The sequence below is a fragment of the Streptomyces sp. NPDC031379 genome, from assembly GCF_055569615.1.
The window spans coordinates 61,519-82,857 of the sequence record NZ_JBVIIT010000011.1 but is presented as its reverse complement, the minus strand read 5'-3'; the positions used below and the strand labels follow the sequence as shown (position 1 = coordinate 82,857).

At 72.8% G+C, this 21,339-nt stretch carries 20 protein-coding genes; 2 read left to right on the top strand and 18 right to left on the bottom strand.

The window, feature by feature from the left end; all coding sequences use genetic code 11:
- The 8 genes from ACZ5CW_RS17765 to ACZ5CW_RS17730 form a co-directional block, all read right to left on the bottom strand.
- Nucleotides 1-1,062 (bottom strand): S66 family peptidase (locus tag ACZ5CW_RS17765; RefSeq protein WP_468602207.1); only part of this gene is annotated, 1,062 nt, incomplete at its 3' end.
- Between the two features lie 43 nt (nt 1,063-1,105).
- Nucleotides 1,106-1,465, bottom strand: a complete 360-nt coding sequence (locus ACZ5CW_RS17760; protein ID WP_468602205.1) for an MmcQ/YjbR family DNA-binding protein — start codon at nt 1,463-1,465, stop codon at nt 1,106-1,108.
- Nucleotides 1,462-2,760, bottom strand: a complete 1,299-nt coding sequence (locus ACZ5CW_RS17755; protein WP_468602203.1) for a hemolysin family protein — start codon at nt 2,758-2,760, stop codon at nt 1,462-1,464. Before ACZ5CW_RS17755 ends, ACZ5CW_RS17760 begins: the two co-directional genes overlap by 4 nt.
- 9 nt (nt 2,761-2,769) lie before the next feature.
- A complete protein-coding gene (gene ybeY, locus ACZ5CW_RS17750) occupies nt 2,770-3,267 on the bottom strand; it encodes an rRNA maturation RNase YbeY (RefSeq protein ID WP_451385669.1) in 498 nt (165 codons plus the stop codon).
- 12 nt (nt 3,268-3,279) lie between these two features.
- Nucleotides 3,280-4,359 (bottom strand): PhoH family protein, encoded by a 1,080-nt coding sequence (locus ACZ5CW_RS17745; protein ID WP_468602200.1) that lies wholly within the window; start codon nt 4,357-4,359, stop codon nt 3,280-3,282.
- A gap of 167 nt (nt 4,360-4,526) precedes the next feature.
- Nucleotides 4,527-5,669: a carbohydrate kinase family protein gene (locus ACZ5CW_RS17740; protein ID WP_468602198.1), complete on the bottom strand. Its 1,143-nt coding sequence runs from the start codon at nt 5,667-5,669 to the stop codon at nt 4,527-4,529.
- Nucleotides 5,670-5,740: 71 nt separating this feature from the next.
- A complete protein-coding gene (locus ACZ5CW_RS17735; protein WP_468602196.1) occupies nt 5,741-7,030 on the bottom strand; it encodes a glucarate dehydratase family protein in 1,290 nt (429 codons plus the stop codon).
- Nucleotides 7,027-7,923, bottom strand: a complete 897-nt coding sequence (locus ACZ5CW_RS17730) for a 5-dehydro-4-deoxyglucarate dehydratase (protein WP_468602567.1) — start codon at nt 7,921-7,923, stop codon at nt 7,027-7,029. The genes ACZ5CW_RS17735 and ACZ5CW_RS17730 overlap by 4 nt, the downstream gene beginning before the upstream one ends.
- A 518-nt stretch (nt 7,924-8,441) precedes the next feature.
- Here ACZ5CW_RS17730 and ACZ5CW_RS17725 point away from each other — a divergent pair.
- Nucleotides 8,442-9,671, top strand: coding sequence for an MFS transporter (locus ACZ5CW_RS17725; protein WP_468602194.1), 1,230 nt, complete (start codon nt 8,442-8,444; stop codon nt 9,669-9,671).
- On the opposite strand, the gene ACZ5CW_RS17720 is transcribed toward ACZ5CW_RS17725, so the two are convergent.
- The 10 genes from ACZ5CW_RS17720 to hrcA all read right to left on the bottom strand — a co-directional run bounded on the left by ACZ5CW_RS17720 (nt 9,623) and on the right by hrcA (nt 20,414).
- Nucleotides 9,623-10,627, bottom strand: a complete 1,005-nt coding sequence (locus ACZ5CW_RS17720) for an adenosine deaminase (protein WP_468602192.1) — start codon at nt 10,625-10,627, stop codon at nt 9,623-9,625. The two genes, ACZ5CW_RS17725 and ACZ5CW_RS17720, sit on opposite strands and share 49 nt — an antisense overlap.
- Nucleotides 10,628-10,647: 20 nt before the next feature.
- Entirely contained in the window at nt 10,648-11,553 is a 906-nt protein-coding gene (locus ACZ5CW_RS17715) for a ribonuclease Z (RefSeq protein WP_468602190.1), read from the bottom strand.
- A gap of 6 nt (nt 11,554-11,559) precedes the next feature.
- Nucleotides 11,560-11,913, bottom strand: coding sequence for a histidine triad nucleotide-binding protein (locus ACZ5CW_RS17710; protein WP_468602188.1), 354 nt, complete (start codon nt 11,911-11,913; stop codon nt 11,560-11,562).
- A 96-nt stretch (nt 11,914-12,009) separates the two neighbouring features.
- Nucleotides 12,010-15,171, bottom strand: a complete 3,162-nt coding sequence (locus ACZ5CW_RS17705; RefSeq protein WP_468602186.1) for a S41 family peptidase — start codon at nt 15,169-15,171, stop codon at nt 12,010-12,012.
- A 121-nt stretch (nt 15,172-15,292) separates the two neighbouring features.
- Nucleotides 15,293-15,835, bottom strand: coding sequence for a hypothetical protein (locus ACZ5CW_RS17700; protein ID WP_468602184.1), 543 nt, complete (start codon nt 15,833-15,835; stop codon nt 15,293-15,295).
- 88 nt (nt 15,836-15,923) lie between these two features.
- Complete coding sequence (locus tag ACZ5CW_RS17695) at nt 15,924-16,316, bottom strand: VOC family protein (protein WP_468602182.1); 393 nt, start codon at nt 16,314-16,316, stop codon at nt 15,924-15,926.
- Between the two features lie 18 nt (nt 16,317-16,334).
- Complete coding sequence (locus tag ACZ5CW_RS17690) at nt 16,335-17,075, bottom strand: 16S rRNA (uracil(1498)-N(3))-methyltransferase (protein ID WP_468602181.1); 741 nt, start codon at nt 17,073-17,075, stop codon at nt 16,335-16,337.
- Nucleotides 17,072-18,160 (bottom strand): nitronate monooxygenase, encoded by a 1,089-nt coding sequence (locus ACZ5CW_RS17685; protein ID WP_468602180.1) that lies wholly within the window; start codon nt 18,158-18,160, stop codon nt 17,072-17,074. Before ACZ5CW_RS17685 ends, ACZ5CW_RS17690 begins: the two co-directional genes overlap by 4 nt.
- 100 nt (nt 18,161-18,260) lie before the next feature.
- Nucleotides 18,261-19,397 carry a molecular chaperone DnaJ gene (gene dnaJ / locus ACZ5CW_RS17680; RefSeq protein ID WP_468602179.1) on the bottom strand — a complete coding sequence of 379 codons (1,137 nt, stop codon included), beginning with the start codon at nt 19,395-19,397 and terminating at the stop codon, nt 18,261-18,263.
- Nucleotides 19,398-20,414 carry a heat-inducible transcriptional repressor HrcA gene (hrcA, locus tag ACZ5CW_RS17675; RefSeq protein ID WP_468602177.1) on the bottom strand — a complete coding sequence of 339 codons (1,017 nt, stop codon included), beginning with the start codon at nt 20,412-20,414 and terminating at the stop codon, nt 19,398-19,400.
- Between the two features lie 174 nt (nt 20,415-20,588).
- On the opposite strand from hrcA, the gene ACZ5CW_RS17670 reads away from it, so the two are divergent.
- The gene (locus ACZ5CW_RS17670; protein ID WP_468602175.1) at nt 20,589-21,323 is read left to right on the top strand and encodes an MBL fold metallo-hydrolase; all 735 of its coding nucleotides are present in this window, start codon (nt 20,589-20,591) and stop codon (nt 21,321-21,323) included.
- Nucleotides 21,324-21,339: the final 16 nt, after the last annotated feature.

The window sequence follows — 21,339 nt, the reverse complement described above, 5'->3', positions numbered from 1 at the left end:
CCACTCCCCCCTCTTCTTCTGCTCTTTCTCCCTACCCCCCCCCTCCCCCCCCCCCCCCCCCCCCCCCCCCCCCCCCCCCCCCCCCCCCCCCCCCCCCCCCGCGCCGTTCACCAGCGGAAGGTGGGGCGCGACGTGCCCGCACTCGACGTCGGCGACGATCGGCACGCCCAGCGGGCCGAGCGCGTCGAGGACGGCCTCGTACTGGGTGAGGGTGCGGCCTGCGGGGGCGTGGGTGCGGCCCACGAGGACGGCGGCCGCTCGCTCGAAAAATCCGGCGAGGCGCATGCCGTGCAGATGGCGGCAGATGGTGAAGGCGTTGTCCTCGCAGGCCTCGACGTAGACGAGCAGCGGCTCGTCCCCGGCGAGGCGGGAGGTGTCCAGGTACGGCGTGCCCGCGAGGGGGCCGAGGGTCTCGATGCAGCCGCCGATCAGCCGCCCCTCGACGTCCACGTCACCGGTGCCGTCGAGCCGGGTCCAGGCCCCCTCGGCGTCCAGTGTGAGATCGCGGATCCCGGGGTGCCCGGCCCAGTCGTCCCAGCCGCCGGACCGGTGCCGGCCGGGCGGGATCTGCGTGAACGTCTCCCCCCGGGGCGCGGCCACGACGTCCAGCCAGGACGTGAGTCCCCGGGGCGTTCGGTACGGGGTGTCCATGAGGTTGTTGCCGTGGACGGTCGCGACTCCGGTGAGCAGGGTCAGCGGGGTGATGAGCGTGGAGATGTCGGACCAGCCGACCATCCACGTCGGCTCGGCCCGCCCGATCCGTTCGAAGTCCAGCAGCGGCAGCAGGTCGATCGCGGTCTCCCCGCCCCACGGCGGCACCACGGCCCGGATCGCGGGGTCGGTCAGCATGTCGGTGAGTTCGGCGGCGCGTTCGGCTGCCGGGGCGCTGACGTGCGTCGAGCCGTCCATGCACCGGCCGACGACCACCTCGTATCCGCGTGTCTCGAGGTCGCGCACCGCCACCTCGAGACGCCCGCGCAGCGGCTCGGCCACCCCGCTGGACGGGGAGGTCACACCTATACGGTCACCGGGGCGCAGGGGGCGCGGGTATCGGACAGCCATGCGCGCGATTCTGACATGGGGTCAGTGCGCCCCGGCAAGGAGATCACGGCCGGTCCAGCCGCAGTCGCTCCGCCCTCGGCAGTCCCGCGACGACCAGGTCGTAGGAATCCTCGACCAGTTCCCTCACGAGCCGGGCGGGCAGAGCGCCGTCGACGGTCACGGTGTTCCAGTGCCGCTTGTTCATGTGCCAGCCCGGGACGATCAGTCCCTCGTGCTCGCCGCGCAGCCGGAGCGCGTCCTCCGGGTCGCACTTGAGGTTGACGGTCAGGGGCCGCGCGTCCAGGTTCGTCAGGGCGAACATCTTGCCCAGCACCTTGAAGACGGACGTCTCCGGGTTGAACGGGAAGTCCTCCACAGCCGCGTTGAAGGACAGGCACAGGGCGCGCAGCTCCTGGGGCGTCACTCGGGCTTCTCCTCCTCGACGGGCGCGGGGACCGGTTCCACCAGGACCGTGACGATCTTGTTCCGGCGTCCGGCCGCGGCCTCCGCCGTCAGCTTCAGGCTGCGCCCGTCGGGCAGTTCGACCCGGGCGGACGCGCCGGCGATGGGAACCCGGCCCAGGGCCTTGGCGAGCAGTCCGCCGACGGTCTCCACGTCCTCGTCGTCGTACTCCTCCAGGCCGTACAGCTCGCCGAGGTCGGTGATGTCGAGGCGGGCGGTGACCCGGTAGCGGTCGTCGCCGAGGTCCTCGACGGGCGGGAGTTCCCGGTCGTACTCGTCGGTGATCTCGCCGACGATCTCCTCCAGGATGTCCTCGATGGTGACGATCCCCGCGGTGCCGCCGTACTCGTCGATGACGACGGCGACGTGGTTGCGGTCCTTCTGCATCTCGCGCAGCAGGTCGCCGGCGTTCTTGGTGTCGGGCACGAAGACGGCCGGGCGCATGGCCGTGGACACCAGGTCGCCCTCCGCGTCGCGGCTGATGTGCGTCTTGCGGACCAGGTCCTTCAGATACACGATCCCGACGATGTCGTCCTCGCTCTCCCCGGTGACCGGGATCCGGGAGAACCCGGAGCGCAGGGCGAGGGTGAGGGCCTGCCGGATGGTCTTGTACCGCTCGATGACGACCAGGTCGGTGCGCGGCACCATGACCTCGCGGACGAGGGTGTCGCCCAGCTCGAAGACCGAGTGCACCATCCGGCGCTCGTCGTCCTCGATCAGGGACTCCTTCTCGGCGAGGTCGACCAGGGCGCGCAGTTCCGCCTCGGAGGCGAAGGGTCCGCGCCGGAAGCCCTTGCCGGGGGTGAGGGCGTTGCCGATCAGGATGAGCAGGGAGGGGATCGGGCCCATGATCCGGGCGAGCGGCAGCAGCACGTACGCCGCCGCGGTCGCGGTGTTCAGCGGGTGCTGGCGGCCGATGGTGCGCGGGGAGACGCCGACGGCGACGTACGACACCAGGACCATCACGCCGATGGCGACGAGCAGGGCCTGCCAGGTCTTGTCGAACTCTTGCAGGCACGCGTAGGTGACCAGGGCCGCAGCCGCCATCTCGCAGGCGACACGGACCAGCAGGGCCACGTTGAGGTAGCGGGTGGGGTCGGCGGCGATCTGGGCGAGCTTGGCGCTGCCGCGCCGGCCGGACTTGACGGCCTCCTCGGCGCGGAAGCTGGAGACCCGCGCCAGGCCCGCCTCCGCGCAGGCGGCGAGCCAGGCCACGACGACCAGCGCGATCGCCCCGATCACGATCTGCGGAGACATACGGCCCGCTTACGAGACCGTCGGCGCCGGGGACGGCCCGGTCAGGCCGCGCTCGGCCCGCCACCCGTCCACGATGGCGGCCTGGAGCCCGAACATCTCGGCCTTCTCGTCGGGCTCCTCGTGGTCGTACCCGAGCAGGTGCAGCACGCCATGGACGGTGAGCAGCTGCAGCTCCTCGTCCATGGAGTGCTGCGTGGGCGCCTCCGCCCCCTGCTTGGCGGCGACCTCCGGGCACAGCACGATGTCGCCGAGCAGCCCCTGCGGCGGCTCGTCGTCGTCCTTCGTGGGCGGCCGCAGCTCGTCCATCGGGAACGACATGACATCGGTCGGCCCGGGCAGGTCCATCCACTGGATGTGCAGCTGCTCCATGGCGTCGGCGTCCACGACGATCACCGAGAGTTCGGAGAGCGGGTGGATGCGCATCCGCGCGAGCGCGTAGCGGGCGATGTCGAGGACCGCCTGCTCGTCTACCTCGGTGCCGGACTCGTTGTTGACGTCGATCGACATGGTCGTGCTGTTCTACTTCCCCTTGGGAGCCTTGGCACCGGTCCTGCCACGACCGCTCTTGTGGCCGCCGTTCTCCGTGCCGTGCTGGCTGTCGTACATCTCGTACGCGTCGACGATACGGCCCACCAGCTTGTGCCGTACGACATCGTGGGACGACAACCGGGAGAAGTGGACGTCCTCGACGCCCTCCAGGATCTCCTGCACCTGCCGCAGCCCGGACTTGGTGCCGCCCGGCAGGTCGACCTGGGTCACGTCACCCGTGATCACGATCTTCGAGTCGAAGCCGAGGCGGGTGAGGAACATCTTCATCTGTTCGGGGCTCGTGTTCTGGGCCTCGTCCAGGATGATGAAGGCGTCGTTGAGGGTACGGCCGCGCATGTACGCGAGCGGCGCGACCTCGATCGTGCCCGCGGCCATCAGCCGGGGGATCGAGTCCGGGTCGAGCATGTCGTGCAGCGCGTCGTACAGCGGGCGCAGATAGGGGTCGATCTTCTCGTAGAGCGTGCCGGGCAGGAAGCCGAGCCGCTCGCCGGCCTCGACCGCCGGACGGGTCAGGATGATCCGGTTGACCTGCTTGGACTGCAGGGCCTGGACGGCCTTGGCCATGGCCAGGTAGGTCTTGCCGGTACCGGCCGGGCCGATGCCGAAGACGATCGTGTGCTTGTCGATCGCGTCGACGTACCGCTTCTGGTTGAGCGTCTTGGGGCGGATCGTGCGGCCACGCGAGGACAGGATGTTCTGCGTCAGCACCTCGGCCGGGGTCTCCGGGCCGTCGCTCGTCCCGTTCTCGCTCGCCTTGAGCATGGCGATCGAGCGTTCCACTGCGTCCTCCGTCATCGGCTGCCCGGTGCGGAGCACCAGCATCATCTCGTCGAACACGCGCGAAATGAGGGCGACGTCCGCAGGGTCGCCGACCGCGCTGATCTCATTGCCCCGGACATGGATGTCGGCTGCCGGGAAGGCCTTCTCGATCACGCGCAGGAGGGAGTCTCCGGAACCCAGCACGGTCACCATGGGGTGCTGGGCGGGGACGGTCAGTTGCGCTCTCGCCTGCTCCTGCGCGGGGGTGTGAGCTGTGGGTGTCTGAGTCATGGGCCGGCGCGTAGGCCTGCGGTTCCTCCTCGTCACGGCCGCATAGCTGAGGGCGGCCTCGCGATTCCAGGGTACGACGGGGGGCCGACAAGCCTGTAGGACTTTTCCGCGGGCCGCTGCCCGGGCACTTCGCCGCCGCCCGGGACGCGGCCCCGGGGCCGTGTGCCTCAGCCGGACCGGCGGAACCCGATGGTGGGCACGGCCCGCCGCAACGGCCACGGCCGGTCCAGCTCCTCCGGCACCAGCCCCTCGAGGAACGCGTACCTCCGCAGGGCCCGCGGCTCCTGCCCCGGAAGGGACTGCACCTGCCGCCACCACGCCCCGATCTCCGACCACCCGGGCGCGGAGAGCGAGCCGCCGAACTCCTGCACGGACAGCGCCGCGGTGAGTCCCGCGAAGGCCAGCCGGTCGGCCAGCGGCCACCCCGCCAGGGAACCGGTCACGAACCCGGCGACGAACACGTCCCCCGCTCCCGTCGGGTCCAACGCCTCCACGGCGATCGCCGGCACCTCCGCGGCCTCCCCGGTGCGCCGGTCCACCGCATAGGCCCCCTCGGAGCCGAGGGTCACCACGGCCACCGGTACGTACTCGGTCAGGGCGTGGGCGGCCAGCCGCGGGCAGTCGGCGCCGGTGTACCGCTTCGCCTCCTCCGCGTTCGGCAGGAACGCCTCGCAGTGCTCCAGGTCGGCGAGCCCGGACAGATCCCACGCGCCGGTCTCGTCCCAGCCGACGTCGGCGAAGATCCGGGTGCCCGCGCGGGCGGCCTGCGCGATCCACGGTGCCCTGCGCCCCGGCGTGAGGGAGGCGACGGCCGCGCGTGCCCGGGGCGGGAAGTCCGGCGCCGGCTCCTCCGGGGGCGGCTCGTGCCCGTGGGACACCATGGTGCGCTCGCCCTCGTACGCCATGGAGACGGTCACCGGGGAGTGCCAGCCGGGCACCGTCCGCGAGGGCGCGAGGTCGATGCCCTCGCCCTGTTCGAGCGCGTCCCAGCAGTACTCGCCGTAGTGGTCGTCGCCGAAGGCCGCGGCGAGGGACGTCCGCAGGCCGAGGCGGGCCAGGGCGGCGGCCATGTTGGCGACGCCGCCGGGGCTGGAGCCCATGCCCCGGGCCCAGGACTCGGTGCCGCGCACGGGCGCCGAGTCCAGGCCGGTGAAGATGATGTCGAGGAAGACCGTGCCCGTGAGGTAGACGTCCCAGGGCGGGTCGCCGGGGGTGCGCAGCGCGGCGAGCGGGTCGACCTGTGCCTGACAGCGCGCGGCCTGCGTGAGGTGTTCCGGTTCCTCTCCGGCGAGGGTGTGCGACGGCGTCACGGTGCGCTCCCTGTGGTGCGGTTCTGGCCAGTGTGCACCAGGTCACCCATGGGAATCGCCCGTGCCGCACGTCACCAGCGGGGCATCACCGGTGTCCGCCAGCCCGGTTCGCCCGCCCGCATCGCCGCCGCGTCGTCGCGGTCCCGCAGCGAGCCGTCGTCCTCGGCCCACCGCCGGTGCAGCCGGGCCAGTTCGTCCCGGTCGAGTGAGACGCCGAGGCCGGGGGCGTCGAGGACCGCGACCCGGCCCTCGGTGAAGGTGAGCCGCTCGGTGAGGACGTCCTCCGACTGCCAGGGGTAGTGGGAGTCGCAGGCGTGGTGGAGGTTCGGCACGGTCGACGCCACGTGGGTCATGGCGGCGAGGCTGATGCCGAGGTGGGTGTTGGAGTGCATGGACACCCCGACGCCGAAGGCGGCGCAGAGCGCGGCGAGGTGCTGGGTGTTGCGCAGCCCGCCCCAGTAGTGGTGGTCGGAGAGCACGACCTGGACGGCGTCCTCGGTGAACGCCTCCTGGATCTCGCCGAAGGTGGTCACGCACATGTTGGTGGCGAGGGGGACGTGCGTGCCCGCGGACACCTCGGCCATGGCGGGCGTGCCCAGCGTCGGGTCCTCCAGGTACTCCAGGACGTCGCCGAGTTCCTTCGCCACCTTCAGCGAGGTGGCGACCGACCAGGCGCCGTTGGGGTCGAGCCGCAGCGGGTGCCCGGGGAAGGCCTCGGCGAGGGCGCGTACGGCCGCGATCTCCTCGTCGGGCGGGAAGACACCGCCCTTGAGCTTGAACGAGCCGAACCCGTGCCGCCGCTGCAACTCCCGTGCCTGCGCGACGACTCCCGCCGGGTCGAGGGCGGCGCCCCACTCGTCCGGCTCGGCCGGGACGCCCTCCGGGTGCCGGGCCCACTTGTAGAAGAGGTAGGCGCTGTACTCGACGGCGTCGCGGACCTTGCCGCCGAGCAGCGCGTGCACCGGCAGCCCGAGCGCCTTGCCCTGGGCGTCCAGGCAGGCGACCTCGAAGGCGGACAGCACCGACAGCCGCAGCTTGTCGGCGCTCTGCACCCCGCGCAGCCCGCCGGCGTCCACGGCGCCCCTGACCCGCGACTCGTCCACGGCGAGGTCGAGCGCGAACAGCGCGTTCACATCCATGACCGACCGGCCCGGGAGTCGCTCGGCGAGCGGGCGGGCCAGCTCCAGGTACTTGGTGTCGCCGTACGTCTCGCCGAGCCCGGTGACCCCGTCGGCCGTGACGATCTCCACGATCAGCCGGGGGGTGTACGGCTGGTGCACGCCCTGGGTGTTGAGCAGTGGCGGGTCGGCGACCAGGATCGGGGTCAGCCGCACCTCGGTGATGGTCAGGTCGCGGGTCACAGGGAGGCTCCTACGAGGTCGAGTCCGGCGGTGAGGAGGGCCTTGAGGGCGGCGAGGTCGGCGGGCGAGGGCTCGGTGAGCGGGGCGCGTACGGGGCCGACGCGCTGTCCCCGCAGCCGGGCCGCCGCCTTCACCAGGGACACGGCGTAACCGGGCACGCGGTCGCGGAGTTCGACGAAGGGGACGTAGAACGCGCGCAGCAGTTTGTCGGTGGTCCCGTGGTCGCCGTCCCGGAGCGCGGCGAAGAAGGCGCCGGCGATCTCGGGCGCGAAGGCGTGCACGGCGGAGGAGTAGGCGGGGACGCCGACGGTGGCGTAGGCGCGGGCCTGGATCTCGGCGGTGGCGGCGCCGTTGAAGAAGAGGAAGCCGTCGGGTGCGGCGAGGGTGAGGCGCTGGAGCCGGTCGAGGTCACTGTGGCCGTCCTTGAGGCCGATGACGTTCGGGATGCGCGCGATGCGCCGCAACGAACCCACCGTATAGGCGACCTGGCCGCGCTGGTAGGCGATCAGCGGCAGCCGGGTGCGGGCGGCGAGCCGCTCCAGCTGGGCGGCGAGGCCGTCCTGCGGGGCCTCGACGAGATAGTGCGGCAGGACGAGCAGGGCGTCGGCGCCGGCCTCCTCGGCGATCCGCGCGAACCGGGCGGCCTGCGCCCAGCCGTACCCGGTGCCGGCCACGACCGGCACCCGCCCGGCCGCCTCCTCGACGGTGATGCCGACGACCCTGCGGTACTCGTCCTCGTCCAGCGAGAAGAACTCGCCGGTGCCGCACGCCGGGAAGAGGGCACCGGGTCCGGCCGCGAGCCGGTCGGCCACATGGGCGCGGAAGCCGTCGGGATCGAGGGAGCCGTCGTCATGGAAGGCGGTGAGCGGGAAGGACAGCACGCCCCGCGCCATCCCCTCCCGCAGTCGCCGCGCCACGTTCTGCGGAGCCGGGTCGCCGCCCACCTGACCATCTCCCCTTATGAATGTTGTCCATGTATGAGAACAGAGGCTAGATACATGGATGAGCGGTCGTCAATGGGAGGGCATACGAAAAAGCCCCATCCCGTACAGAACGGGATGGGGCTCATCTGGAGCGCCGGGCAGGCCTTGCACCTGCATTTCCCCGCAGGAAGCGGGGCGTCTTTCCTTGGACCACCAACGCACTGTCCGGCACCGGGAGTTCCGGCGACCGCGACGTGATCAACTATAGCCCATCCGGGGGGTCCCCGCTGACGACGGGCAAGAGCCGCTACTTCTACCCCCGCCGATCACCCGCAAACCGAAGGTGATTCGGATCACAGCCCCCGATCTTCTGCCGGAACCGCGTGCTTGATACAACTTGCTCGCGCGTTCCTGTCCGTCGACGGTCGTCGCCCCTCCCCTCCTTCCGGCTCTCCGCGAGCCTCCTTCCGCCTGCCCTGGGAACGCCCGTGTCCGCCCCCCGCACCCTGCCCTGGCCCCTCGTCGCCCTTTTCACGGCCGGGTATCTCGCCCCCTATCTGCTGCCGACCACCGTCGGCAGACTCGACAGCGGGCTGCCGCTCACCGCCACCGAGGCCGGGGCCACCGGCAGTGCCCTGCTGCTGAGTTCGGCCACGGCCGGCTTCCTGCTCGCGTCCCGGGTGGACCGGATCGGCCCCCGTACGCTCGCCCGCGCGGGTCTCGCGCTCGCCTTCCTCGGCTACGGCGGTGCCGCCCTCACCGGGTCCGTACCGGCCGTCGTCGCGGGCGCGCTCGTCGGCGGGTTCGGGTCCGGCACGGTCACGGCGGTCGCCGCGAGCGGCATCGCGGCCCAGCGGGATCCGCACCGCGTGACCACCCTCGGCCTGCTCGGCGTCTCGGCGCTCGCCGGCGCCCTCTATCTGACGATCCCGCACCTCGGGCCGGGCCACGGCCTGCCCCTGGCCGCCATCGCCCTGACCGCACTCGCCGTCTGGCCCCTCACCGGCCGCCTGACCACCCGCACGATCCCGGCCCCCCGCTCCGCCGGTTCCGGTGGCCGCCTCCCCCATCTCCGCGCCGGGCTGCTGCTGGCCGCCGCCATGCCCTGCTGGTCCCTCGCCCAGAACTCCCTGTGGGGTGTCAGCGGCCGGATCGGTCTGGCCCAGGCCCATCTCACCGAGGTCGGCGTCGGCGCGGTCTTCGCGGTCGCGCTCGGCGCCGGGCTGCTCGGGGTGCTGGGCGCGGGCGCGCTCGGCCCGCGGCTGGGCCGGGCGGTGCCCATCGGCGCCGGTACCGCCCTCATCGCGGCCTGTATCGCGCTCAGCGCGTCGGCGACGGACCTGCCGGCCTTCGCCGCGGGCGAGATCTCCTGGAACCTGCTCTACCCGGTCGTGCTGTCGTACGTCATCGGCCTGGCCGCCGCCCTGGACCCGCGGGGCCGCTGGGCGGTCCTGGTCGGCTCGGCGTCGTCCCTGGGCACGGCGGCGGGGCCCCTGACGGGGAGCGTGCTGGCGGCGTGGGCCGGATTCCCGGCGATGGGCCTGCTCCTCGGCGCCGGACTGCTCCTGATCGCCGTGCCGATGACCGTGGTGGCGGTGCGCACGGGCAGGCGCCCCCTGCCGGTCGTGGAACTCGCGGTGCAGACGCCCGCCGTGCCCGAGCGGCAGGCCTACGACACCGCTTCGCCGAACTCGTACGCCTCGACCTCGGCGAGGTAGCGGGACCTGCGCTCCTCGTCGTCCTCCAGGAAGGAGGCGAGGAAGGAGTTGCGGGCCAGCTCGCGCAGCCGCTCCTCGGTGGGCCCCAGGGACTGCCGTACGGCCGCGAAGTTGTCGCCGACGTACCCGCCGAAGTACGCCGGGTCGTCGGAGTTGACCGTGCACAGCAGCCCGGCGTCGAGCATGGCCGGCAGCGGGTGGTCGGCCAGCGTGTCCACGGTGCGCAGGCGGACGTTGGACAGCGGGCACAGCGTGAGCGGGACGCGGTCCCGGACCAGCCGCTCGACCAGCGCCGGGTCCTCCATGCAGCGCAGGCCGTGGTCGACGCGCTCCACGCCGAGCACGTCCAGCGCCTCGGTGATGTACTCCGGGGGCCCCTCCTCCCCGGCGTGCGCCACACGGCGCAGCCCGAGCGCGGCGGCGGCCTCGTACACCTGGCGGAACTTCACCGGCGGATGCCCGACCTCGGCGGAGTCCAGGCCGACCCCGGTGATCCGGTCCAGGTACGGCCTGGCCGCCTCGAGGGTCTGCAGTGCCGACTCGGCGGACTCGTCACGCAGGAAGCAGAGGATGAGCCTGGTGGAGATCCCGTGGTTCTCCTCGCTGCGGCCGAGCGCCCGCCACAGCCCCTCCACGACCGTGCCCATGGACACGCCCCGGGCGAGGTGCGCCTGCGGGTCGAAGAAGATCTCCGCGTGCCGCACGCCCTGCGCGGCGGCCCGCGCGAGATAGGCGTTCGCCAGGTCGGCGAAGTCCCGCTCGGTGCGCAGGACGGCCATCAGCTCGTAGTACAGGTTCAGGAAGGACTGGAGGTCCTCGAACTGGTACGCCTTGCGCAGCGCGTCCGTGTCGGCGTAGGGCAGCTCGACGCCGTTGCGGGCGGCCAGCTCGAACGCCAGCTCCGGCTCCAGGGTGCCTTCGATGTGGAGGTGCAGTTCTGCTTTCGGGAGGGGCATCGAAGCATCGTACGGGTGTTTTACCGCCGTTTCGGAACCGGCACCCGAAGCAGGTCGTACGCCACGGTCAGCTCCCCCTCGAACCCGGCGGCCCGTGCCTGCCGCTCGAACTCCTCCGGGTCGGAGTAGCGCTGGCTGAAGTGGGTGAGGACGAGATGCCGCACCCCCGCTTCCCGCGCCACGGCGGCGGCCTGCCCGGCCGTCAGATGACCGTGGTCGACGGCCAGTTCGACGTCCTCGTCGAGGAAGGTGGACTCGATGACGAGCAGGTCGCAGTCCTCGGCGAGCGCGTGCACCCCGTCACAGAGCCGGGTGTCCATGACGAACGCGAACCGCTGCCCGCGCCGCACCTCGCTCACGTCCTCCAGCGTCACGTCCCCGAGCCGGCCCGCGCGCTGGAGGAGACCCACGTCCGGGCCCTTGATCCCGTGCGCGGCGAGGCGGTCGGGCAGCATGCGGCGGCCGTCGGGTTCGGTCAGCCGGTAGCCGTAGGACTCGACCGGGTGGGACAGCTTGCGGGCTTCCAGGGTGTACGACGGCGTCACCGCGAGGGTGCCGTCGGCGGCGACCGGGGCCTCGGTGAGGCGGACCGTCTCCCGGTAGGCGGTGGCATAGCGCAGCCGGTCGAAGAAGCGTTGCCCGGAGCGCGGGTAGTGCGCGGTGACCTCGTGCGGAACCTGGTCGAGGTTGATCCGCTGGATGACCCCGGCGAGGCCGAGGGAGTGGTCGCCGTGGAAGTGCGTGACGCAGAGCCGGTTCAGGTCGTGCGCGGCGACCCCGGCGCGCAGCATCTGCCGCTGCGTGCCCTCGCCGGGGTCGAACAGGATGCCCTCGCCGTCCCACCTGAGCAGGTAGCCGTTGTGGTTGCGGTGCCGGGTCGGGACCTGGCTGGCGGTGCCGAGGACCACCAGTTCACGGACGGACATCGCGCCCTATCCGGGAGGCCATTCCAGGCCACGGCCGCCGAGCACGTGCGCGTGGGCGTGCCAGACGGTCTGGCCGGCGCCGGGGCCGGTGTTGAAGACGATGCGGTAGCTGTCCAGTTTTTCCTCGTCCGCCACGGCCTGGGTCTCCCGCAGGACGTCGGCGGCGAGTTCGGGAGCACCGGCCGCCAGGGCGCCGGCGTTCTCGTAGTGCGCCTTGGGGATCACCAGAATGTGGGTGGGCGCCTGGGGGTTTATGTCCCGGAAGGCAACGGTGGTGTCGGTCTCGCGGACGATCGTCGCCGGGATGTGGCCCTCGACGATCTTGCAGAACAGGCAGTCGTCCTGCGGTTCCCCTGCCATACGCTGCGCTCGCTTTCGGCGGTGATCGGTTACGGGGGGCATGGTAGTCGGTCGGGTGCGGGTGGATGGGGGTTGCCCGCGCAGTTCCCCGCGCCCCTAGGTGGGCATGGCTGGAGGTGTCTTCGCGGGCCGTTGCTCCAGTGCCTCCAGGGCGAGGGCGATGGCCGCGTCCAGTTGGGCGTCCGTGCCCGCCGCCCAGTCCTGGGGGCGCTGGACGACCTCCACGTCCGGGTCGACGCCGTGGTTCTCGACGTCCCAGCCGTGGCCCTCCAGCCAGATCGCGTACTTGGGCTGGGTGACGGAGGTGCCGTCGACCAGGTGGTAGCGGCTGTCGATGCCGATGACGCCGCCCCAGGTGCGGGTGCCGACGACCGGGCCGATGCCGAGGGCCTTGATGGCCGCGTTGACGATGTCGCCGTCGGAGCCGGAGAACTCGTTGGCGACGGCGACGACGGGGCCGCGGGGCGCGTCGAGCGGGTAGCTGGTGGGGCGCATGCCGCGGGCCAGGTCCCAGCCGATGATCCGGCGGGCCAGCTTCTCGACCACGAGCTGGGAGGTGTGGCCGCCGCGGTTCTCGCGGACGTCGACCACGAGCCCCTCGCGGGCGACCTCCACCCGCAGGTCGCGGTGGATCTGCGCCCAGCCGGGGGCCTGCATGTCGGGGACGTGGAGGTAGCCGAGCCGGCCGCCGGAGGCCGTGTGGACGTGGGCGCGGCGGTCGGCGACCCAGGCGTGGTAGCGCAGCGGTTCCTCGTCGGCGACCGGGACGACGACCGTGTGGCGCGGTTCGCCGCCGCCCGCCGGGGACACGGTCAGCTCTACGGGGTGGCCGGCCGTGCCGACGAGGAGCGGGCCAGGGCCGGTCACCGGGTCCACGGCGTGTCCGGCGACGGCGATGATCGCGTCGCCGGGGCGCACGGCGACGCCGGGCGCGGCCAGCGGGGAGCGGGCGTCCGGGTCGGAGGTCTCCGAGGGCAGGATGCGGTCGATGCGCCAGCTCCCGTCCTCGTGGCGGGAGATGTCGGCGCCGAGCAGTCCGTGCCGGGCGCCGCCGCCGCGGCGGCCGCCGCGCGGGCTGACGTAGGCGTGCGAGGTGCCGAGTTCGCCCTGCACCTCCCACAGCAGGTCGACCAGGTCGCTGTGGGTGGCGAGCCGGGCCAGCAGCGGCCGGTAGCGGCCGAGGACGCCGTCCCAGTCGACGCCGCCGAGGTCGGGCCGCCAGAAGTGGTCGCGCATGAGGCGGCCGGTCTCGTCGTACATCTGCCGCCATTCGGCGGCCGGGTCGACGGTCTGCCGGACCCGGGCGAGGTCGACGGTGACGCTGGTGTCGCCGTCGTCGTCGCTGCCGGTGCGTCGGTCGCTGGGGACGACCCGGAGCCGGCCGTCGCTCCACAGCAGGACGCGTTTGCCGTCGCCGCTGACCTCGAAGTGGTCGGCGGCGGAGGCGAGATGCTCCAGGCGGCGCTGGGCCAGGTCGTAGCGTTCCAGCTCGGTGTGCGGGTCGGGGTCCTCGGGGTGGGCGCGGGAGGCGCCGAGGACGCCGTGCACGGGGTGGCGCAGCCACAGCACGCCGTCCTTGGCGGCGCGCAGGGTGGAGTAGCGGCCGGCCTCGACCGGGAAGGGCACGATCCGGTCGGCGAGGCCTTCGAGGTCGATGCGGGTGGCGGGGGTGCCCTCGCCGTCGGGGGTCTCGTCCTTGTCGGGCGTCTCGAAGGGGCGGCCGTGCCGCTGCGGGCCGAACGGCGACGGGGTGACGGCGGCCAGCGTGATCAGGTGCGGCCGGGCGCCGACCACGAACGCGAGGTCGAAGACGTGCTCGTCGTAGACCGGGTCGAAGGCGCGGTTGGAGAGGAAGGCGAGGTGCTTGCCGTCGAGGGTGAAGGCGGGCGCGTAGTCCTGGAAGCGCAGCGGGGTCGCCTCGGTGACCGACAGGTCGGTGGTGTGGGCGATGCGCAGCTGGGACAGCGGGAGGGGGCCGGGGTGGGCCCAGGCCAGCCAGGCGGAGTCGGGGGAGAAGGCGAGCCCGGACACCTCGCCGTCGTCGCTGCGGTCGACCTCGCGGACCTCGCCGGTCTCCCGCTCCACCAGCAGCAGCCGCCCGTCGTGCGCGGCGACGGCCGCCCGGCTGCCGTCGGGTGACACGGCCAGCTCCAGGACCCGGCCGAGCTGCCCGGCGGCGAGCCGGCGGGGCGGGGCGCCGGGCACGGTGCCGGTCGCGGGGGCGAACTCCAGGGCGTCGTCCCCCTCCGCGTCCGTCACCCACACCGCCCACTCCTCGCCCTCGGCGCGGAAGGCGCGGGGCAGCCGGGCCCGGACGCCGGGGGCGGCGGCGAGGGCACGGGCGGGACCGGAGCGGTGGGTGACCCAGTGGACGCCGCCGCGCACGCAGACGGCGCTGCCCCGGGCGGTGTGGTCGGGAGAGGCCTCCCCGAACCAGCGGGAGGCGTTCAGCGGATACGGCCGCAGGTCCACGCGGGGGCCGCCGAGCCGGACCTCCAGCCGGCGCGGCTCGGCGCCCTCCAGGTCGTCCAGCAGCCAGAGTTCACCGGCACAGCTGTAGACGACCCGGCTGCCGTCTCCGGCCGCGTGCCGGGCGTAGAAGCCGTCCAGAGGTGTGTGCCGGCGCAGGTCGGAGCCGTCGGGGAGGGAGGAGTACAGCGCTCCGGTGCCCTCGTGGTCGGAGAGGAAGGCGATCCGGTCCCCCGCCCACACCGGGCACTCGATGTTCCCGTCGATCTCCTCGTGCAGCCGGACGAACTCGCCGGCGCCCTCGGCCCCCTCGGCGGCGCGGTCGATCCACAGCTTGCCCGCCGTGCCGCCCCGGTAGCGCTTCCAGTAGGCGGCCTCGCGGCCCATCGGCGCGGACAGCAGCACGGTGGCCGGCCCCGGCGCCACGTCGCCGACCGGCCCGTACGGCAGGGTCTCGGCCGGTCCGCCGTCCAGCGGCACGGCGTGCGCCCAGCTGTGGCGGAAGCTGTGCCGGCCCTGCGCGCCGAGCGCGAGCACCCGCCCGTCCGCCGTCCAGCCACGCACCTCGGTACGGATGTTCCCCCAGTACGTCAGCCGCTCGGCGGGGCCGCCGTCGACGGGGGCGACATGCACCTCGGGAGCGCCGTCCCGGGTGGAGGTCCAGGCCAGGAACCGCCCGTCCGGCGACACCCGGGGCAGGGTCACCGGCATGTTGTCGGCGCTGACCCGCCAGGCGCGGCCGCCGTCGAGGGGCGCGAGCCAGACGTCGTCCTCGGCGACGAACGTCACCAAGTCGCCGTGCAGATGGGGAAATCGGAGATAGGCGGAAGATTCCGTGGTTCCCGTCGTAGCACCCAGAGTCACCCCGTCACTGTACGCAGCGGCCGGTGTGCCCCGCTCCCGGTTCCGATCACTTGCCCTCGACGGGCCGGCAGCTGGGGTAGCGCTCGCACCAGATGGTCTGGGTGACGGTGACCGTGACGGTGGGCCGCGGCTGCCCTCCGGTGGGCGGGCGGTACGTCGGCCCGGGTGTGGCGTCGCAGTCGCCGAGCCCGCGCACGTGGAACACCCGTCTGCCGCCGACCTCGGCGGTCAGGTCTCCGCGCACACAGGCACCGTCGACGGCCTTGGTCACCGTCCCGGCGACGACGATCTTCCGCCCGTCCCTGGTCTCGCCCTGGCAGTCGACGGACACGACGGTGGACTCGCTCGGCGAGGGCGACCGGTCCGCCGTGCCGCCGCCGTCGCCCTGGCGGCCGGTGCAGGAGAGCCAGGCGACGTCCACATGCTGCCGTTCGAGCCGGGCGGTCGCCGTCGTGTCCGTCGTGTAGGCGACGGTCCCGGCGCCCAGTCCCCCCGGCTCACAGGCCACTACGGCACCACCGGCCACCAGCACGAGTCCCGCCGCGCCCAGAGCCCGCTTCCCGCGCTTCTTCCGTCTCCATGCCCCCATGGAGGGCAGCGTGCCACCGGCATGGTCGGGGCGGAAGGGCGCATACGGCCACTCACCCGTTCGTGGCCCCCGCGCCGGCTCGCCACCGTCACCCGAGCAGCAGCAGCCACTCCTGCAGCTCGACCAGGTTGCCCTCGGGGTCCTTGAGATGGGCCACGCGCATGCGGTCGGTCATGGGGGCGGGTCCGTGCAGCAGGGTGGCGCCCCGGGAGGTGATCTCCGCGCAGTAGGCGTCGAGGTCGTCCACGCGCAGCACGACCAGGGAGCGGTGGCCGGTGGCGGCCTCGCCCAGTTCGTCGAGGACCTCGGCCATCATCGCCCGGTCCTGCAGCGCGATCCCGGCGGAGCCCGCGTGCGGGCTGAACTTCTCGTAGGGGCCCTCGGTCGCGCCGGACTGCGGCTTGAGGCCGAGGACGTCGGTGTAGAAGCGGTAGCAGGCGGCGAAGTCGGTGACCAGCAGCCGGACTTGGACGAGTTCCACGGTGTCCCCCAGGTGGTGTCAGGACCAGCGGCCGGTGCGGCCCAGCAGAAGAGCCGCCGCGGCGGTGCCGGCGGTGGATGTGCGCAACACGGTAGGACCGAGGACGTACGGCTTCGCACCCGCCTGCGCGAACAGCGCCAGCTCCTCCGGGGAGACGCCGCCTTCCGGACCGACGACCAGCACGATCTCGCCGTGGTCGGGCAGGTCGGCGGTGGCGAGCCGCTCCTCGCCGCTCTCGTGGAGCACGGCGGCGAAGTCCGCCCCGGCGAGCAGCGCGCCGACCTGTCGGGTCGTCGCCGCGTCCGCGACCTCGGGGAAGCGGACCCGGCGGGACTGCTTGCCGGCCTCACGTGCGGTGGCCCGCCACTTGCCGAGGGACTTCAGCCCGCGGTCGCCCTTCCACTGGGTGATGCAGCGGGACGCCTGCCAGGGCACGATGGCGTCGACGCCGACCTCGGTCATGGTCTCGACGGCCAGTTCGCCGCGGTCGCCCTTGGGCAGGGCCTGCACGACGGTGATCCGCGGGGTGGCCGGGGGCTCCTCGTGGACGGCCTCCAGGTCCGTGACCACCAGCCGGTCCTTGCCCTCGGCCGCCTTGACGACGCCCTCGGCCCAGCGGCCGCGTCCGTCGGTGAGGACCAGGTCCTCGCCCGGCCGCAGCCGCTTCACGGACACGGCGTGCCGCCCTTCGGGGCCGTCGAGCACGAACTCCGGCCCGATGCGGTCGAGTCGGTCCACGACGAAGACGGGCTTGGTCATCGGCGGTCACCCCCGGTCGCGGGAAGCTCCGACAACGCTGTCCCGGCCTCGGCGAGTTCGGCCACCAGCACCTCCACCAGCCGACCGGCCGGCAGTTCCCGGGCCAGCCGGTGGCCCTGGCCCGCCCACAGCGCCATGCCCTGCGCGTCCCCGGCCTTGGCGGCGGCCTTGCGCAGCGGGGAGGTGAGGTGGTGGATCTCCGGGTAGGCGGCGGGGGCGTACGGGCCGTGCTCGCGCAGGAAGCGGTTGACCAGCCCGCGCGCCGGACGGCCGGAGAAGGCGCGGGTCAGCTCGGTGCGCGCGAACAGGGGGTCGGTCAGCGCCTGCTTGTGCAGGGCGGGGGCGCCGGACTCGGGGGTGGCGAGGAAGGCGGTGCCCAGCTGGGCCGCGCTCGCGCCCGCCGCGAGGACGGCGGCGATGTGGGCGCCGCGCATGATGCCGCCGGCGGCGACGACCGGGATGCTCACGGCCTCGCGGATCTGCGCGATCAGCGACAGCAGTCCGAGGCCGGAGCGGTCGTTCTCGGGGATGTCCCGGTGGGTTCCCTGGTGGCCGCCGGCCTCCACGCCCTGCGCGATCACCGCGTCCGCCCCGGCCCGCTCGACCGCGCGGGCCTCCTCGGCGGTGGTGGCGGTGACCAGCGTGACGGTTCCGGCGCGGCGCAGCGAGTCCAGCACGTCCCGGCTCGGCACGCCGAAGTGGAAGGAGACCACCGGCACCGGGTTGTCGAGGAGGACGGCGAGCTTGGCGTCGTAGCCGTCGTCCCGGCCGCTGTCCGGGTCGCCCAGCTCGGTCTCGTACCAGGCGGCCTCGCCGGCCAGCTGGTGGGCGTAGACCTCGACCGCGCCCGACTCGGGGTACTCCGGCTGCGGCATGAACACGTTCACGCCGAAGGGGCGGCTCGTGAGCCCCCGCAGCTGCTTGATCTCCTGGTACATGCCGTCGGCCGTCTTGTATCCGGCGGCGAGGAACCCGAGTCCGCCGGCCTCGGAGACGGCGGCGGCGAGCTGCGGAAGCGAGACGCCGCCCGCCATGGGAGCCTGCACGATCGGGTGGGGGAAGAGATCGGTCAGTGCGGTGGACATGACCGCATGTTGTCACGTCCTTTGGACAAGTCCGAATCCGGGCTTCCCGCGGCATAGGACAGCGGCATACGGGGTGCCGGAGCACCCCGTGGACGATGCCTCAGCGCCCGTTGAACGCGTCCTTCAACCGCGAGAACAGACCCTGCTGCCCCGGCTGGAACTGTCCCTGCGGACGCTCCTCGCCCCGCAGCTTCGCCAGCTCGCGCAGCAACCGCTCCTGCTCGGGATCCAGCTTCGTCGGCGTCTGCACCTCGACATGGACGATCAGGTCACCCCGGCCGCCGCCCCGCAGATGCGTGACGCCGCGGTTGTGCAGCGGGATCGACTGGCCGGACTGGGTACCGGGCCGGATGTCGACCTCCTCCATCCCGTCCAGGGTCTCCAGCGGCACCTTCGTACCGAGCGACGCCGCGGTCATCGGGATCGTGACCGTGCAGTGCAGGTCGTCGCCGCGCCGCTGGAAGGTCGGGTGCGGCAGCTCGTGGATCTCGACGTACAGGTCGCCGGCCGGACCGCCGCCCGGGCCGACCTCGCCCTCACCGGCGAGCTGGATCCGGGTGCCGTTGTCGACACCGGCCGGGATCTTCACCGTCAGCGTGCGACGCGAGCGGACCCGGCCGTCGCCGGCGCACTCCGGGCACGGCGTCGGCACCACGGTGCCGAAGCCCTGGCACTGCGGGCAGGGCCGCGAGGTCATGACCTGGCCCAGGAAGGACCGGGTGACCTGGGAGACCTCACCCCGGCCGCGGCACATGTCACACGTCTGGGCGGACGTGCCCGGAGCCGCGCCCTCACCGTTGCAGGTGTTGCAGACGACCGCGGTGTCGACCTGGATGTCCTTGGTCGTGCCGAAGGCGGCCTCGTCCAGCTCGACCTCGATCCGGATCATCGCGTCCTGGCCACGCCGGGTGCGCGAACGCGGCCCGCGCTGCGACGCCGTACCGAAGAACGCGTCCATGATGTCGGAGAAGTTACCGAAGCCACCGGCCCCGAAGCCGCCCGCGCCCGCGCCGCCCGACTGGGAGAGCGGGTCGCCGCCGAGGTCGTAGACCTGCTTCTTCTGCGGGTCCGACAACACCTCGTAAGCGGCGTTGATCTCCTTGAACCGCTCCTGGGTCTTCGGATCGGGGTTGACGTCCGGGTGCAGCTCGCGCGCGAGCCGACGGAACGCCTTCTTGATCTCATCCTGCGACGCGTCGCGGCGCACGCCGAGAACGGCGTAATAGTCGGTGGCCACTTACGACTCCGCCAGGATCTGTCCGACGTACCGTGCCACTGCGCGTACCGCTCCCATCGTTCCCGGATAGTCCATGCGGGTCGGTCCGACCACGCCGAGCTTGGCAACCGCCTCGCCGCCCGAACCGTAGCCGACCGACACCACGGAGGTGGAGTTGAGTCCTTCATAGGCGTTCTCGTGGCCGATGCGCACGGTCACGCCCGGGTCCTTCGCCTCGCCGAGGAGCTTGAGGAGCACGACGTGCTCCTCCAGTGCCTCCAGGACGGGCCGGATCATGAGGGGGAAGTCGTGCCCGAAGCGGGTGAGATTGGCGGTGCCGCCGATCATCAGCCGCTCCTCGTTCTCCTCGACGAGTGTCTCCAGAAGGGTGGAGAGCACCGTGGAGACCGTACCGCGGTCCTCCGGCTCGAAGGCGTCCGGCAGGTCCTCGACCAGCCTCGGCACGTCCGTGAACCGGCGGCCCGCGACCCGGCTGTTCAGCCGGGCCCGCAGATCCGCCAGCGAGGCCTCGCCGAACGGCGCCGGGCAGTCGACCATCCGCTGCTCGACCCGGCCGGTGTCCGTGATCAGCACGAGCATCACGCGCGCGGGAGCGAGCGAGAGCAGCTCCACGTGCCGGACGGTGGACCGGGTCAGCGACGGATACTGCACGACGGCGACCTGCCGGGTCAGCTGCGCGAGCAGCCGCACCGTGCGCGCCACGACGTCGTCGAGGTCGACGGCGCCCTCCAGGAAGTTCTGGATCGCCCGCCGCTCGGGCGCGGTCATCGGCTTGACGCCCGCGAGCTTGTCCACGAACAGCCGGTAGCCCTTGTCGGTGGGGATGCGCCCGGCACTGGTGTGCGGCTGGGCGATGAACCCCTCGTCCTCCAGGGCGGCCATGTCGTTGCGGACGGTCGCCGGGGAGACGCCGAGGTTGTGCCGCTCGGTGAGCGCCTTGGAACCCACCGGCTCCTCGGTGCCCACATAGTCCTGGACGATCGCGCGCAGCACCTGAAGCCTGCGTTCACTCAGCATCCGCGCGCACCTCCAGCACGTCAGTCCCCTCGTCCCATCGGGTCGTCCGCCTGGCACTCTTCCCATGCGAGTGCCAGAGTTCCCCGGCCCAGTGTACGGCTGTCAGGTACGCACTGGGCAAGGTCGGTGCTGTCCGTACCGGCTCGTGACGGCTCGTACCGCTAGCGTCGCGGTATGACGGTGACTTGGGAAGAGCTGGGGTGGGAGCGGCTGGCCGCCGGCGTCGGGCGGTGCCGGCTGCCCGGCTGGGACTGCACGGTGGGCCTCATCCTCGGCGAGGGTACGGCACTGTTGGTGGACGCCGGCTCGAGCCTGGCCGAAGGGGCGCGGCTGCGGGCCCGGGCCCAGGAGCTGTCCGGCGGCCGTGTGACCCATCTCGCGCTCACCCATCCCCACTTCGACCACGTCTTCGGGATGGCGGCGTTCGCCGGGACCGAGGTGTACGCGGCGGTGGGCACCGACGCGGTGTTCGCCCACGAACGCGCGGAGCTGCGCCTGGACGCGGTCCGGGGCGGGCTGCCGCCGGCCGACGCGGACGAGGCGGTCGACGCGCTCAGCCCGCCCCGGCACCTGGTCTCCGGCGAGTGGACCCTCGACCTCGGCGACGGCCGGCAGGCGCTGCTGGCCAACGTGGGCCCGGGGCACACCGCCCACGACCTGGCGGTCCTGGTCCCCGGCTCGGCCTCTGGGGAGCCGGAGGTGGTCTTCTGCGGCGACCTGGTCGAGGAGTCCGGCGAGCCCCAGGCCGGCCCGGACGCGGTCCCGTCCCGCTGGCCGGACGCGCTGGACCGGCTGCTGGCACTGGGCGGCGAGGACGCGCTGTACGTGCCCGGCCACGGTGCGGTGGTGGACGCGGGGTTCGTACGACGTCAACGCGACGAGCTGGCCTCGCGTTTCGGCGTGTCGTGAACCTGGCCGTGCCGCT

What these genes read in the sequence shown, in the direction of transcription:
- ACZ5CW_RS17755 (WP_468602203.1), bottom strand. Translation starts at nt 2,760, where the DNA reads ATGTCTCCGCAGATCGTGATCGGGGCGATCGCGCTGGTCGTCGTGGCC.
- ybeY (WP_451385669.1), bottom strand. Translation starts at nt 3,267, where the DNA reads ATGTCGATCGACGTCAACAACGAGTCCGGCACCGAGGTAGACGAGCAG.
- ACZ5CW_RS17745 (WP_468602200.1), bottom strand. Translation starts at nt 4,359, where the DNA reads ATGACTCAGACACCCACAGCTCACACCCCCGCGCAGGAGCAGGCGAGA.
- ACZ5CW_RS17730 (WP_468602567.1), bottom strand. Translation starts at nt 7,923, where the DNA reads ATGGCGCGGGGCGTGCTGTCCTTCCCGCTCACCGCCTTCCATGACGAC.
- ACZ5CW_RS17720 (WP_468602192.1), bottom strand. Translation starts at nt 10,627, where the DNA reads ATGCCCCTCCCGAAAGCAGAACTGCACCTCCACATCGAAGGCACCCTG.
- ACZ5CW_RS17715 (WP_468602190.1), bottom strand. Translation starts at nt 11,553, where the DNA reads ATGTCCGTCCGTGAACTGGTGGTCCTCGGCACCGCCAGCCAGGTCCCG.
- ACZ5CW_RS17710 (WP_468602188.1), bottom strand. Translation starts at nt 11,913, where the DNA reads ATGGCAGGGGAACCGCAGGACGACTGCCTGTTCTGCAAGATCGTCGAG.
- ACZ5CW_RS17700 (WP_468602184.1), bottom strand. Translation starts at nt 15,835, where the DNA reads ATGGGGGCATGGAGACGGAAGAAGCGCGGGAAGCGGGCTCTGGGCGCG.
- ACZ5CW_RS17690 (WP_468602181.1), bottom strand. Translation starts at nt 17,075, where the DNA reads ATGACCAAGCCCGTCTTCGTCGTGGACCGACTCGACCGCATCGGGCCG.
- ACZ5CW_RS17685 (WP_468602180.1), bottom strand. Translation starts at nt 18,160, where the DNA reads ATGTCCACCGCACTGACCGATCTCTTCCCCCACCCGATCGTGCAGGCT.
- hrcA (WP_468602177.1), bottom strand. Translation starts at nt 20,414, where the DNA reads ATGCTGAGTGAACGCAGGCTTCAGGTGCTGCGCGCGATCGTCCAGGAC.
- ACZ5CW_RS17670 (WP_468602175.1), top strand. Translation starts at nt 20,589, where the DNA reads ATGACGGTGACTTGGGAAGAGCTGGGGTGGGAGCGGCTGGCCGCCGGC.